Source organism: Maribacter ulvicola, assembly GCF_900155985.1.
Classification (GTDB): domain Bacteria; phylum Bacteroidota; class Bacteroidia; order Flavobacteriales; family Flavobacteriaceae; genus Maribacter; species Maribacter ulvicola.
Map to the genome: position 1 here is coordinate 347460 of NZ_FTMA01000002.1, position 13977 is coordinate 361436.

14 protein-coding genes are annotated in these 13977 nt (G+C 33.6%); 5 read left to right on the forward strand and 9 right to left on the reverse strand.

The features are described 5' to 3' along the window. Positions 1-6: 6 nt before the first annotated feature. From BW936_RS10285 to BW936_RS10325, 8 genes are all read right to left on the reverse strand, one after another. The gene (locus BW936_RS10285; protein ID WP_244156209.1) at positions 7-564 is read right to left on the reverse strand and encodes a DUF6134 family protein; all 558 of its coding nucleotides are present in this window, start codon (positions 562-564) and stop codon (positions 7-9) included. Positions 565-791: 227 nt separating this feature from the next. Further along, on the reverse strand, positions 792-1382 hold the full coding sequence (locus BW936_RS10290; RefSeq protein WP_076548301.1) for a DUF6515 family protein: 591 nt from the start codon (positions 1380-1382) through the stop codon (positions 792-794). Positions 1383-1635: 253 nt separating this feature from the next. Then, positions 1636-3534: a monovalent cation:proton antiporter-2 (CPA2) family protein gene (locus tag BW936_RS10295; protein WP_076548302.1), complete on the reverse strand. Its 1899-nt coding sequence runs from the start codon at positions 3532-3534 to the stop codon at positions 1636-1638. A 36-nt stretch (positions 3535-3570) separates the two neighbouring features. After that, positions 3571-4122 carry an NAD(P)H-dependent oxidoreductase gene (locus tag BW936_RS10300; protein ID WP_076548303.1) on the reverse strand — a complete coding sequence of 184 codons (552 nt, stop codon included), beginning with the start codon at positions 4120-4122 and terminating at the stop codon, positions 3571-3573. A gap of 44 nt (positions 4123-4166) precedes the next feature. After that, positions 4167-4790, reverse strand: a complete 624-nt coding sequence (locus tag BW936_RS10305; protein ID WP_076548304.1) for a MarC family protein — start codon at positions 4788-4790, stop codon at positions 4167-4169. Positions 4791-5558: 768 nt separating this feature from the next. After that, positions 5559-6029 carry a cupin domain-containing protein gene (locus tag BW936_RS10315; RefSeq protein ID WP_076548306.1) on the reverse strand — a complete coding sequence of 157 codons (471 nt, stop codon included), beginning with the start codon at positions 6027-6029 and terminating at the stop codon, positions 5559-5561. Between the two features lie 444 nt (positions 6030-6473). After that, positions 6474-7133 (reverse strand): oxygen-insensitive NAD(P)H nitroreductase, encoded by a 660-nt coding sequence (nfsB, locus tag BW936_RS10320; protein ID WP_076548307.1) that lies wholly within the window; start codon positions 7131-7133, stop codon positions 6474-6476. A 210-nt stretch (positions 7134-7343) separates the two neighbouring features. Beyond that, the gene (locus BW936_RS10325) at positions 7344-7643 is read right to left on the reverse strand and encodes a putative quinol monooxygenase (protein ID WP_076548308.1); all 300 of its coding nucleotides are present in this window, start codon (positions 7641-7643) and stop codon (positions 7344-7346) included. Between the two features lie 316 nt (positions 7644-7959). On the opposite strand from BW936_RS10325, the gene BW936_RS10330 reads away from it, so the two are divergent. Beyond that, positions 7960-8856 (forward strand): AraC family transcriptional regulator, encoded by an 897-nt coding sequence (locus tag BW936_RS10330; protein ID WP_076548309.1) that lies wholly within the window; start codon positions 7960-7962, stop codon positions 8854-8856. Here the strand turns inward: BW936_RS10330 and BW936_RS10335 are convergent. Beyond that, complete coding sequence (locus BW936_RS10335) at positions 8853-9608, reverse strand: aspartate/glutamate racemase family protein (RefSeq protein ID WP_244156210.1); 756 nt, start codon at positions 9606-9608, stop codon at positions 8853-8855. The two genes, BW936_RS10330 and BW936_RS10335, sit on opposite strands and share 4 nt — an antisense overlap. 239 nt (positions 9609-9847) lie before the next feature. Here BW936_RS10335 and BW936_RS10340 point away from each other — a divergent pair, with 239 nt between their 5' ends. From BW936_RS10340 to BW936_RS10355, 4 genes are all read left to right on the forward strand, one after another. Next, on the forward strand, positions 9848-10588 hold the full coding sequence (locus BW936_RS10340) for an SDR family oxidoreductase (RefSeq protein WP_076548311.1): 741 nt from the start codon (positions 9848-9850) through the stop codon (positions 10586-10588). Between the two features lie 25 nt (positions 10589-10613). Then, positions 10614-12008 (forward strand): NAD-dependent succinate-semialdehyde dehydrogenase, encoded by a 1395-nt coding sequence (locus tag BW936_RS10345; RefSeq protein WP_076548407.1) that lies wholly within the window; start codon positions 10614-10616, stop codon positions 12006-12008. A gap of 238 nt (positions 12009-12246) precedes the next feature. Next, positions 12247-13245 carry an NADP-dependent oxidoreductase gene (locus BW936_RS10350; protein WP_076548312.1) on the forward strand — a complete coding sequence of 333 codons (999 nt, stop codon included), beginning with the start codon at positions 12247-12249 and terminating at the stop codon, positions 13243-13245. 40 nt (positions 13246-13285) lie between these two features. After that, positions 13286-13963 (forward strand): type 1 glutamine amidotransferase domain-containing protein, encoded by a 678-nt coding sequence (locus BW936_RS10355; protein ID WP_076548313.1) that lies wholly within the window; start codon positions 13286-13288, stop codon positions 13961-13963. The last annotated feature ends 14 nt before the right edge of the window (positions 13964-13977 follow it).

The following is a 13977-nucleotide window of genomic DNA, read 5'->3' on the forward strand; positions in this document are numbered from 1 at the left end:
AATGTGCTACTGTGCAACGATTTCAAAATTTACTAATCCGCCGTTAATTTTCGCCTTTTTTAAAATTCCATCTTCATAATGATAAATGTTTTCTTGGTCTTTTGCATTTATCTTCTTGTAAACATGGTTGCCTAAAGGCACAATGGTATTAAAACTGCCATCTTGCTCAGAGTAACATTTTTCTATATTGATCGGTTCTTTAAAATATAATAATATGGTAGTATAAGTAATATCACCTTCAACTACCTTTTCTTTTTTACTGTTCTTGGAAATTTGGTAATGGTTGCCTTTCCAGTTAGTTGTGATGTCTGTATGTGGCTTATTATTAACATCAATTAATACATTGGCTTTTTTTAGAAGATTATTCTCATAAGTGACATCATACTTGTAGTTCACTTCAATTTCTTTGATAATTCTGGCGTTTATTGTGGTGATACTTTGGTAATTAACCTTTGAGTTCCTAGTGGTTTTTATCGCTTGTAATTTACCCACAATTTTATCTTTATGAATGATATTGAAGCTAAGTGTATTATAAGGTTGGGTGTTAACCTTGTTATCTTTCAAATTTAAAAACAGAAGCGTGCAAATGGTTAGAATAAGATGAGTTGAAGACATGCTAAGAGCTATTTTATGAGTTTTAATAACTAGTCATAAAACTAAGAAAATCTATGCTTATAAAAACTAACCTGCGTCATGTTTTAATAGTGATAAAATACAGCAAACCAATCATAAACAACAAACGTTTATGGAAAGATCTATAATCGTTTGTAATAATAAACATTCAATTTCATTTATTCCATATCAACGATACCTACAACTACGTAGGCTCTTGAACCGTCTACTTGTACTTTTTCGTACAAAATATTAGAATATTCATAGTAAGTTAAATTATCTACAATTACTTTTTCATAACCATCAGGTAATTCATAGACTATAGTACCAATTTCTGGTTCTACCACCTCATATCCTGCATTAGACGCTACATAAAAGATACCATCCACATTAAAGTATAAGTGGTTGTTAAAATTAATTCTCACATAGTTTTGAGGTAACCTATGAATTCTAAACCCAACCTTGGGCGCTATGGAAATATATCTGCCCCGTGAAGCCGTATAGTATCTATTATTAGAATAGTAATAATTTTGACCATTATGTTTTATTACAGCGCTATTAGGTACAGTTCTCACGGAAACAATTTTTTTAGTTGGCGTTCTATATTGCACTTTTTTACTAGATACCCTACCTGGAGTCTTTGCAACCGTAGTAGTTCTTGTCGTTGTCATTTTTGTTACTGTTCTTTTACGAGTCTGTGCTGTACTTGGTATGGCCAATGCAACCAACAGTAACCCTAGAACTGTGTATGTTTTAGTATTTGATTTCATCGTTTTACATTTAAAAGGTTAAACTTTTATATTCCGTTCCATTCTTTGACATGTAAATGTAGCAGTGGTTTAATCTATAACCGTGTAAATACTATTGAAATAGACGCTTAGGGAATTACTATCTACGAACCTAGGTATGTTATAAAAGTTTAAAACTATTTTTTGGGAGGAAAACACCTTAATTTTACTCGGTAATTGAGATTTAAAAGCACCGTTCGTTCAGGCGAGCCTGCATACAGGTTGATTACGCGGTTTAATTGGTAGAATTGTTTTGCTGATTCTCCAATACTTTTCTTATAGATTCACTATCCCAATGAGTGTCATACGCAACAATGCCTCTTTTAAAATCTTCTTCCAACAATCGTTCTTGCTCTTCAAGTTCTTTTCTAAGTTTAAAAAGGTAATCATCATCGCCTTTGGGTTCTGTAGCCAATCTTCTTAAACTAGATTCATCATATTTAATGAAATTCTGGACTTGTCTATTTAAGGTGTATTTTCTAAAACCAAGTTTACTTAATACATCTTTTGCTAGAGAAAGAGATGTATCCAGTGATTCTCTGTAAATATTTTCAAAGCCCATATTCAGCAATTCATAGGCGTCATTTCTATTCTGGGCACGTATCATCAATTCTACATGAGGGTATTTTTCCTTAACAAGTTTAGTAATTTCCTGTGTTACGGGCGGGTTATCAATAGCGCATATCAATATTTTAGCTTGGGCAATGCCTGCAGCTTCAAGAAGGTCTATTCTAGTGGCATCACCATAGTATACTTCAAACCCCATTTTACGCAGCACATCTACCCTATTAGAGTCTTGATCTAGAATAGTGGCCTCTATACCGTGAGAACGCAAAAACCGACCTACCGTACTACCAAAATGTCCAAAACCAACCAAAATAACATTTTGCGATTTCGCAATATGGTCCATAGGTCTTTTAATAGATTCCTTAGTTCCAATTTTAGGCAAGATAAAACGTTCATTGATGATGCTTATAATAGGAGTTATTGACATGGTCAATGCTGTTATTACCAACATAATATCCATCTCTTCTTGGTTCAGGATATTCAATTGAAATGCAAAGGAAAGTAATACAAAAGCAAATTCTCCTATTTGTGCTAAGCCAAAAGTTAATAACAAGTTTTGGTCTAGCTTTAATTTAAATACCTTACCCGTAATAAAAAGTACTACAGCTTTGATCAGAATGACCGCTAGTAAAATACCACCAATAGTCAGCGGAATTTTAGCAATGACCACAAAATTAATGGAAGCGCCAACAGCTATAAAAAACAAACCTAAAAGAAGGTTTTTAAAAGGCTCTAGGTTACTTTCAAGTTCATGCTTGTATTCGCTATTAGAGAGTACAACACCACCTAAAAATGCACCTAATGCGGGAGAAAGTCCCACATATTCCATTAAAAAAGAAATACTGAATACAATTAACAAAGCAGAAGCGAATAAAAGTTCTCTGACACCAGTTTTGGCAACTCTTCGTAACAAGGGTACGATCAAATATTGACCTGCACCTATAATCAATACTACAGATAAGATAATAGCCAATGTTTGGTATCCTATGGGCAAGGTATCTAAAAGGTTACCGGTAGCTTCATGGCTGTCTACAGCAGCTTCGCCATTAGAATTGGAAAGCAAGGGAATTGCACCTAACATGAATATAACGATGATGTCTTGAAATAATAAAATAGAGAAAGCTGCGTTGCCAAAGGTAGTCTCCATGAGTCCTTTTTCATCAATGGTCTGCATGGCAATAGCAGTTGAAGATAAGGCAACGGCCATAGAAATCACCAATGCAACCTTCCAGTCAAAATTCAACAAAATAAAAAATAGATAAGAGAGTAAAAGGGTTCCGCCAACTTGTAAACCACCCATGCCAGCAATAGATTTACGCATGTTCCAGAAGTTTTTTGGCTCAATCTCCAATCCGATCAAAAATAGCATCACCACCACTCCAAATTCTGCAAAATGAAGAATGTCATCTCCCTCTTCGCCCATAAATCCTAAAACATACGGACCAATTAGAACTCCGGCAATTAAATAACCTAAAACAGAACTTAAACCTAATCTTTTGGCTATTGAAACGCAGATAATTGCTCCTAATAAAAAAACAATAGCATCAAATAGTAGACTTCCGGTCATAATTGGTTGGTTCTAGTGTCTTAAAGGGAAACCGTTTTATGTTCTTAAAACGGATTCCTTTCTTTGCAGGTTATCAATTAAAATACTGTAATTCTTGCCATAGATTTCTAGTTCTTCATCAGACAATTTATAGGTACCCATTACGGTAAATGGTTTGTGATACGTCATAAGACACAAATTGGCAGTCTGCTCAAAAGGCCTTAAAAATTCAGTTATGGTATAACTATTACTACCTTGTGTACAGTATAGTTCTTTACTACCACCAGTGGTTATAGCGTTTAAGCAGATTTTTGAATTTAAAGCTTTGCCTTTAGGTCCGTAGGCCCAATTGAACTCCAAAACCATATCGATCCATTGTTTTAATAAAGGCGGACAACTGTACCAGTACATAGGGTGATGCCAAATTATAACATCATGTTGCTCAATTAATTCTTTTTCAAAAGGGACATCAATATTAAAATCAGGATACTGTTCATACAGGTCATGAAAAGTTACTCCTACTTTATTTTTAATATGATTTACTAAAACTTTATTTGCCCGTGATTTTTCAAACTTTGGGTGGGCAAATAAAATAAGTATTTTTTTCATGCTCTAGTAAATTATTAAAAATAAAAAAGGATTGTTGTAAATTATTACTTTGTAATTAGGTCAAAGGAAATTTTAATACCTTCAATGATCATTCCTGTACCGATAATGGCAATAATCAAACCCATAATTTTGCCAATTACGGAAATAACGTTGTACCCCACTAATCTAACGATTAAGTTACTTAGTCTAAAAGTCAAATACGTTAATAAGCTCATGAATGCAAAAACTGCAATTACAATTGCTATATGTACTGGTTGTGCACTAGATACAAAGTTCATAGCGGTAACTATGGTACCAGGACCTGCCAAAATTGGAATAGCCAATGGTGACACGGCAATATTCTCATCAATATTTACGTGCTTAATGTTTTTTACATTCGATTGTTTTGATTGTAGCATTTCAAACCCGATATAGAATATTAATATTCCACCAGTAATTTTAAACGCCGGTATGCTGATGTTAAATAATTCGAATATATACTTCCCTAAAAGAACAAATACCAATACAATTATAAATGCGATAAGATTGGCTCTTTTATTAATACTTGCTTTTGTTTTTTCATCGGCACCTTGTGTCAGCGATAGAAAAACGGTCATATTTGATATTGGGTTTGTTATGGCAAAAAAGCCAGTAAAAACAGCAATTGAAAATGTAATTAAATCATCCATTGTTCGGTTCAAAATTTAATAGCACAATAACTTCAATTCCCATTAAAATTCCTAAAGTATTCTGATTCTTTTGATTTTTTCTCATTTCTTGAAAATAGTCAATATTGTTTGCTTAAAAGTTTTTCGAGAAAATTTTTATTCAAAAGGCATAAAATATTTTTGTAACATTAAGTAATACTTCCATTATAGCCTTAGACGTAAGTATCTTTTTGGATATCACTATAATGACCTTTGTCATTATTAAAATACAGAGCTTTTTCAATCTTATTCGTCATATTCAAATCATACAAGATGTCAATCCCTTTTTCTATAGAAGGCCAATGTTATCCGTAGGCTTCATGAGCCATCATGGTATTCAGGAACGAACCTGAATTTACTAAAACCACCAAAATACGTAGTTCTTTTTTTGGGCTATATCAAAACTCCACAATGTTAAGACTTATTTACTTTGTGCAAAAGCACTATTATCTTGTAGACCCATGCCGCCTTAAAGCGGTATTCAAAGAAACTGGGAATTTTGCAGTAGAATTAAGAGTTACTGTATTAAGTGTATCTGCTTTTTTCAATAACGTTAAAATGGCATTTGTAAATTGATACAGCGCTAAATAAATTACGACTAATGGGACATATACCATTAGCCGTAATTTTATGTTTAGTCTTTAAAACATCTAATTAACTTGTTGTTTATGAGGTGTTTAAATTTTAATTTCCTTGTTAGGAAACACGCTGTTGTTGCATTAAGATTCAACTACGATTGGTGTCCTAATTTTATTTTTCTGTCTTTTTTAAGTAATCCGGTAATTCTTTACTCAACCAGTCTTGACGTACCGGAACGTGAACATCCAAGTCCACCGTTTTTTCCAATGCCCAAAATTCATGAGGTACATTCTCTGGAAAAACAATCACTTCTCCGCCTGAAACAATTACAAATTCCTCTTTACCGTCTATGATGGTTTTAATTTTCACCTTACCGGACATAATGTAAGTAATTTGCTCGTTAGGGTGTTGGTGCCAAGGAATGTGAGCTCCTTTTTCCAAATTAAAAATCGTCATTTGTCCTTTTTGACCGTGAAACCATTTCCTTTTAATTCCTTCACCAATAGTTTCTGATTCCATTTCATCAAAATTAAAATGTTGCACTTTTAAATTGGCTACAGATTCTATCGTGTTTACTTGCGCAGTAGTTGTTTTACTGACAAATAATGCTATTACAGCTAAAGCTGTTAGTGTACTTTTCATTTCTATATTTTTTTTAAATACGTCATAGTTCTAGTGAAATTGTACTTGTGTTTATTAGTATGGAACAGCAACCGTGCTCCCAAATTCTAGATATATTTTAATTTCCAAGCTATTTCAATAAAACACCCGAAGTGATATGCTAAAATGTTAATTAGTAGTTGTTTAGTAAGTTCAATTAAACTTCTATTTTCCGAATTTTGTATCGAAAATATTATGAGCAAAATTGCTTCTCGATATCCTTCTTTCTATGGACGTGCATACTTTAGGTGTCTCCAAAACCTACTATAAATCACAATTACAATAAAGAGATTTAAAACCCCTCTTAAACAACTTTACTTTTTGCTTTTGGCGTCTCTAACATGATGTTTAGAAGAAAACCTACATTAACTAGTGGTATTTCCCCTTTGTTTTCTATTACGTACATCAGAATTAGAATTCTTGAAATTATATTTGAGTAAAAATTTCGCTTTCCGGTAATCTAGATTTTGGGGTTTTATCCGTAGCATTGAAATCAGATTCAGCGTGGTATCCTAGAGACACAGCTACTAATGATGTAAATCCTTTTTCTCTTAACCCAAATTCTTCATCTAAAGCTTTTACATCTATACCTTCCATTGGTGTAGCATCTAAACCTAGACTAGCGACTCCTAATAAAAAGCTACCAATGTTAAGGTATACTTGCTTTTCCATCCAATGTTGTAAATCTTTTAAATCATATTTATGAATACCTGCAAAAGCTTTAACTGCACCTAAGAATCCGTTTTTTATATCTTCATTTGGGAATCTTCCGGCTTTATCTTCCGTATCTGCAATGTGCTGATAATATGTATCGTCAGCATCTGTTTTTACACAAAACAATACTACTGCAGCGGCATTGGTAACTTTAGGTTCGTTAAAATGAAAAAATCCTTGTGTTCCTTTTGCCATACGTGCCTTACCTTCTGTAGTTTCAGCAACTATAAAGTGCCAAGGTTGTAGGTTTACACTAGACGGACTCATTCTTAACAAGTTTTTTACTTCAGCCATATCTGTATCAGATATCTTTTTGCTGGCGTCATATTCCTTTGTTGTGTATCTCGAGTTTAATGTTTCTTTTAAATTCATTTTTATCTTTTTAATATGTTGATTGTATTTTCTAAACACAAAGATAAATGGGGAATACAGTCCATTTACTGTACAAAAAAAGGAGATGTTGGTATAAATGGAGGTTTTTTAAAGGTTGAATCTTAAAATTTTGCCAATAAACATTTTAAGGTATTAAAAACGACGGTTTTTAATACCTTAATTAATTTTTGAACCTTTATTAATACAATATTATGCCGTAAGTTCTGTCATCTTAAACGCAGTAACGTTCTCTAATTTATCTTTAGAGACAACCCTATAAGCAGCAATATGCTTGCTTTGAGAATGCTTGGTCAAATAATCTTGATTTACCCATTTTTCGTGAAACAAAAACAAATTAGGATTCTCATTGTCTTGATGTAAATCGTAGGCGATATTACCTTCTTCCCCTCTTGTGGGACCAATAAGTTTTAATAACGCTGCTTTTATTTCTTCTCTAAATTCTTCTTTTACTAAAATATGTACGACTAAGGTTAAATATGATTTTTTCATAGATTTTTTTGAAATTGGATTTTTGAGAAAATTGATGTTATACAGCTTGTTACTTTCTAATATGCAGATGAAATTTTTAAAAAAGGGAACATCTTACTGTTTTACGGACTTCTTCTGTTGAAAATAAATTTGTTCAATTAAATAAAACCATTTAGTAACAAGTCTATATCTTATCTGAGCCTATTCAAAGATAATAGCTTTACATTAATGTTATGGGTATTAATCATGGTAAAAACTGTATAAATAAAGGTTAATTATTGTTAAACAAGGTGCTTTTAGCCTATTTTCGTCCATTCATCACTTAATAAACCTAAAAATGCAAGTATTAGAAGCCTGTAAACCTTTTGAAATACAAGAGATTGAATTGACGGAATGGCGACAACGCCCTGTTAAGAATAATTTTTTTGAACTGGTTTTAATTAAAGATGGTGAAGGCACGCAATGTATTAACTATAATGACTATACCTATGGAAAGAATAGTATGTTTCTGTTGCCACCATTAAAATGTCACTCATTTACCATAGAGAAACCAACACGTTTTGTCTTTCTAAAATTCACGGATTATTTTTTTAAAAATGCGAATAGAATAAATATTGATCGAAACGAGTGGTTTAAAGAAGCTTCTTATATATTATCTAATTACAACCAATTACCGGGAGATATTATAAAGAATGAGGTTGATCGTAATTATTTAGAAAATCTTGTGAATATGATTCTGCAAGAATCTAGAAATTATAGTGATGAGTCAGTTAATCTGATCACTAGTTTAATGACCAGTATTTTAGAAATTTTAATTCGTAATATTAAAAAGAGCAGTTATTATGAACTGCCTAAGAAGAATACAGATGATAGAATCACCAAAATGCTGACCTATATCAACGAAAATATTGATAAGACAGAATTACTTAAAGTAGATAATTTAGCCGATGTTTTTCAAATGTCACCCACCTATGTAAGTGAGTATTTTAAGAAACAGGTTGGCATGTCTTTACGTGAATATATCATAAAAGGAAAGTTGAAATTAGTAGAAATACGATTGTTAAATTCCGACTTTAGGCTAAATGAAATAGCAGATGAACTGGGTTTTACAGATGTAAGTCACTTATCAAAAACTTTCAAGCGTTATACAGGTTCATCTATTCGAGATTTTAAGAATAACGGAGAATATATGTTGTTAAAAAGGGATTCTTGCACACCAACTATTAGTGCCTAAGCGATTATTTCCATTTTTTTTGATTCTCTAATCAATGCACTTGCCAGTACGGTGGTAGCATCAATAATTAAGCTATCTTCAATTTTTTCATATTGAATGGCTAAAGGTATTTCTGTACAACCTAAAATAACGGCTTGCGCACCTTTTCTCGATAAATAAGTTGCAGCCATACCTAGATTTTCTTTTGCCTTCTGGTTTACCGGATTGGAAAATGCTTTAATGCCGTAACTAGTATCGTAAATAGACGGATGTACAAATAGATCTTGAATATCTTCAGATGGTTGAATCACTTCAATATTATATTTAGCAAGTACTTCGGGGTATACTTTCGCAAGAATAGTACCAGTTGTACCCAACACTCCTACTCTGGTAATTTCAGGATATTTGTCAGATATATACTTACCCACTTCTTCAATAAGATTCACAAGAATGCAAGATTCTGGAATACTTTTTTCTATTAAGCTTAAAATAGGTTTGGCATGTGCCGTATTACAAGGTATACCTATAATGCCTGCTCCACTAGCTATTAATGAGGCTATTATTTCAGAAATGGCTATACCAGGATTTACGTCCGTTTCACCTAAAAGATATTTGGTACGGTCAATAATTTTATGTGGAACAGAAAGCATAGAAACCGGTAAATGCTCCTGGTCAGAAGTAGCTTCGGTTAGATCGTACACTTTCTTAATTAAATCTATACCGGCATAACTACCAACTCCACCAACTATGCCTATCATTTTATTTGTCATCATAACTCTATCATTAATTTAAAAAAAGAAATAAGGCATCAAATTAATGGCATTTAAATAAGTAATGGTCATAATAAATCTATAATTTCTTATTAGTCTTTATACAGGCTGGTTTTAAGTCTTTGTTTTAACTCGTTTGTGAGCAATCTTAGCTCAATTCCATATCCGTCAATACTTCAGCTCATCTGGTTAAAATTAGTTCTAATTAGCCCTTAAATTTAGTATGAACAAAAAAAATGAACATGGAACTAGATAATAAAGTAATAATTATAACTGGTGCATCTAGCGGAATAGGTAGGGCAACAGCAATCAAATTAGCAGATAACGGAGCAAAAGTTGTTTTAATGGCGCGTAGTGAAGATGAGCTTAACGATTTAAAATCTGACATCACCAAGAAAGGTGGCGAGGCTTTAGTTGTTACAGGAGATGTAACTAAGAAAGATGATTTTCAAAAAGTAGTGTCTAAGACTAAAAGAGAGTACGGTAAAATCACCGGATTAATTAATAATGCAGGGTTAATGCCACTGTCATTCGTTGAAAAATTAAAGACAGATGAATGGGAGAAAATGGTAGATGTTAATATTAAGGGGGTTCTTAACGGTGTAGCGGCCGTATTACCGGAATTAAAAGAAAATAAAGGCGGTAATATCATTAACATTTCATCAATGGCAGCCAATAGATACTTTCCTGGTGGAGCGGTGTACTGCGCTACAAAATCTGCGGTAAAAATGTTTTCTGAAGGATTGCGTCAAGAGTTGGCTCCTAAATACGGTATAAACATTACCTCTATTGAACCAGGTGCGGTAGCTACCAATTTAACCAGCACAATTACAGATGAAGATATTAAAGATAAAATGAAGGAAATGCAAAAAATAGAAACGCTAGAAGCGGAAGATATTGCAAACTCCATCTATTACGTGTTAACACAGCCAGAAAGGGTAAACATCAACGATGTCTATTTGGTACCAAGTGAACAACAGTAATAATAATTCAAAAAAAAGAAAAGAGATGTCTACGACAATAAAACAAGATACATTTAAAACAATTAACCCTACTACAGGTAAAGAAATTGCGTCACACACGTATATGACAGATGCTCAGGTAGAGGAAAGCATTCAACAATCTCATAAAGCTTTTTTAAAGTGGAAAATGAAAAGCGTTGAAGAACGTGGAGAGGTTATAAAGGCAATTGGTAAAGAATTACAGAATTATAAGAAAGAGCTGGCAGAACTCATGACCAATGAAATGGGAAAATTGCTAAAACAAAGTAATCAAGAGGTAGATTTATGTACTGCAATCTGTACTTATTCCGCAGAAAAGGCTCCAGAGTTTTTAAAGAGTGAAGAACGAGAACTTTCTAATGGAGGAAAGGGCATTATAGCCTACTCACCAATGGGAATTATCTATGGTATACAGCCCTGGAACTATCCTAGTTATCAAGTATTAAGATATACAATCGTAAACCTGATGGCAGGTAACAGTATTTTATTGAAGCACGCCTCTAATGTTACGGGTACCGCCAAATTATTAAAAAACATTTTTGAAACTGCAGGCTTACCATCTAATCTTTTCAACGTAATGGTGATTGAGCACGATCAATCTAATGCTATTATTGAGCATAAGTTGGTAAGGGGAGTTACTTTGACCGGTAGTCCCGTTGCAGGAGAGAAAATTGGAGAAATGGCAGGGGCACAGTTGAAAAAAACCGTGTTAGAATTAGGTAGTAATGATGCTTATTTGGTGCTTGATGATGCCGATATTGATTTGGCGGTTGAAAAAAGTGTAATGGGCCGTATTTATAATAACGGGGAAACTTGTATAGCAGCAAAACGGTTTATAGCTACCGAAACAGTTTATGATGAGTTCAAGGAGAAATTTGTAAAAGCTATGAAAGCCCTTAAAAGCGGTGATCCAAAACAGGAAGAAACTGATTTAGGTCCAATGGCGCGTGAAGATTTAAGGGAAAAGATTCACGAACAAGTTCAAGAAAGTGTAGAAAAAGGAGCTGTTGTATTATGCGGAGGTCAGATTCCTGAAGGAGAAGGCTACTTCTACCCTGCCACAGTTTTAAGTAATGTAGAGTCTGGTCAACCAGCCTATGATGATGAGCTTTTTGGACCAGTAGCTTCTTTAATTAAAGCAAAGGATAATGAAGATGCAATGCGTATTGCCAATGATAGTAGATTTGGACTAGGTGGCGGTATCTTTTCTAAAGATGTAGAAAAGGCAGCAGAATTAGCCGAAAAACATTTTGATACAGGAATGGTATTTATAAACTCATTTGGCTTAGCGGAACCTAATATGCCGTTTGGCGGAGTTAAAGATTCTGGATACGGACGAGAACATGGCGGTTTTGGTATGAAGGAATTCGTCAATGTAAAGTCTATCATGATCATGGAATAAATACTCTAATAATTAAAAAGCATCTTTCAGAGATGCTTTTTTCTATTATAACTATTAATGCTTTATATAAACCTTTGTTAAAAATGAATGTTCATTCTTTTTTTGTAATACCTTTGAACCGTGATAGTAATAGCATATTAAATCTTGGTTGTAACTAATGAAATGGTCATAAGTACTAATGTTTAAAATGGTTCTGTGAAGGTTTTTAAAGAAACGATAACACTTAAATAAATAACGTATGAATAAGTCAATTAATTTAAAACAACGTCCAGTAGGTACTCCTACCCTTTCAGATTTTGAATTTGAAGAATTAGACGATAATCTTACAATCTCTGATGGAGAAATTCTATTAGAATCAAACTATATATCTGTAGATCCCTATTTACGTGGTAGAATGAGTGATGCAAAATCTTACGTTCCGCCATTTAAAGTAGGAGAACCTATTAGTTCAGGTATTGTTGCCGAGGTATTGGAATCTAAAAATGAAAAATTTCAGAAAGGTGATTTTGTAACTGGATTATTAGAATGGAAAGAACAGCAAATTTCTAATGGAGAAGATTTACAGAAAATAGATAAAAGTAAAGCACCATTAAGTGCTTTTTTAGGTATTGTAGGTATGACCGGTTTAACAGCGTACCTAGGCCTTCATGAAATAGGAAAACCCCAAAAAGGGGAAACTTTAGTAGTATCCGGTGCTGCAGGTGCAGTAGGGAGTGTTGTAGGCCAGATAGGTAAAATACTTGGTTTACATGTCATTGGTATAGCCGGTACAGATGAAAAAATTGAAATATTAAAGTCAGAATTCGGTTTTGATCACGGAATCAATTATAAAACGACCGAGGATATGAAATCTGCTATTGAAGCTGCGGCTCCTAACGGTGTAGATATCTATTTTGATAATGTAGGCGGACCCATATCCGATGCAGTATTATTTAATATTAACCAGTTTGCGCGTATCATTAACTGTGGTGCAATTTCGGTTTATAACAATACAGAAATTCCTATGGGAGTTGCCGTGCAACCTTTCTTGGTCAAGAACAGTGCTTTAATGCAAGGATTTATCGTATCTAATTATGCGGATAAATTTCCAGTTGCTATGAAACAATTATCTGCTTGGTTAGGTGAAGGTAAATTAACGTATAAGGAAACCATTGTAGAAGGGTTTGAGAATACGCCACAAGCGTTTTTGGATATGATGGACGGAAAGAACAAAGGTAAAATGATAGTTAAAGTCTAATTTAAAGACCAACTAAAAATCAATAATTTAATAAAAAAATATGAAAATATTATTTGTATTAACCTCTCATGATGAATTGGGAGACACAGGAAAGAAAACAGGTTTTTGGATCGAAGAGTTTGCAGCTCCGTATTACACGCTATTGGATAAAGGTGCAGAAATTACCGTAGCTACACCAAAAGGAGGTCAAGCTCCAATTGATCCAAGTAGTGATACCGAAGATGCCCAAACTAAGGATACTAAGCGTTACAAACAAGATAATGTTGCTCAGGATACGATCAATCATACTAAAATTTTAGCAGAAGTAGATGCTTCAGATTTTGATGCCATATTCTATCCGGGCGGTCACGGACCATTGTGGGATTTAGCTAATGATGCAACATCAATTAAATTGATAGAAACATTCAACGAACAATCGAAACCAGTAGCATTTGTATGTCACGCTCCTGCAGCATTAAAAGATGTTAAGGGAACAGATGGTCAGCCATTAGTAAAAGGTAAGAAAGTTACGGGATTCACAAATAGTGAAGAAGCAGCTGTACAGTTGACAGAAGTTGTTCCTTTCTTGGTAGAAGATATGTTACAGGAAAATGGCGGAATCTATTCTAAGAAAGAAGATTGGGCAGCCTATGCTATACAAGACGGTAATTTAATTACAGGTCAAAATCCTGCATCATCAGAATTGGTAGCGGAGAAAATATTGGCTGCACTGAAATAAAAAAATAGTTTGGT

Coding starts and splice junctions, on each gene's coding strand:
- BW936_RS10300 (WP_076548303.1), bottom strand. CDS start 4,122: ATGAAAAAAATACTTATTTTATTTGCCCACCCAAAGTTTGAAAAATCA.
- nfsB (WP_076548307.1), bottom strand. CDS start 7,133: ATGAATTTAAAAGAAACATTAAACTCGAGATACACAACAAAGGAATAT.
- BW936_RS10335 (WP_244156210.1), bottom strand. CDS start 9,608: ATGATGACAAATAAAATGATAGGCATAGTTGGTGGAGTTGGTAGTTAT.
- BW936_RS10355 (WP_076548313.1), top strand. CDS start 13,286: ATGAAAATATTATTTGTATTAACCTCTCATGATGAATTGGGAGACACA.
- BW936_RS10330 (WP_076548309.1), top strand. CDS start 7,960: ATGCAAGTATTAGAAGCCTGTAAACCTTTTGAAATACAAGAGATTGAA.
- BW936_RS10315 (WP_076548306.1), bottom strand. CDS start 6,029: ATGAAAAGTACACTAACAGCTTTAGCTGTAATAGCATTATTTGTCAGT.
- BW936_RS10350 (WP_076548312.1), top strand. CDS start 12,247: ATGAATAAGTCAATTAATTTAAAACAACGTCCAGTAGGTACTCCTACC.
- BW936_RS10295 (WP_076548302.1), bottom strand. CDS start 3,534: ATGACCGGAAGTCTACTATTTGATGCTATTGTTTTTTTATTAGGAGCA.
- BW936_RS10345 (WP_076548407.1), top strand. CDS start 10,614: ATGTCTACGACAATAAAACAAGATACATTTAAAACAATTAACCCTACT.
- BW936_RS10290 (WP_076548301.1), bottom strand. CDS start 1,382: ATGAAATCAAATACTAAAACATACACAGTTCTAGGGTTACTGTTGGTT.
- BW936_RS10340 (WP_076548311.1), top strand. CDS start 9,848: ATGGAACTAGATAATAAAGTAATAATTATAACTGGTGCATCTAGCGGA.
- BW936_RS10305 (WP_076548304.1), bottom strand. CDS start 4,790: ATGGATGATTTAATTACATTTTCAATTGCTGTTTTTACTGGCTTTTTT.
- BW936_RS10325 (WP_076548308.1), bottom strand. CDS start 7,643: ATGAAAAAATCATATTTAACCTTAGTCGTACATATTTTAGTAAAAGAA.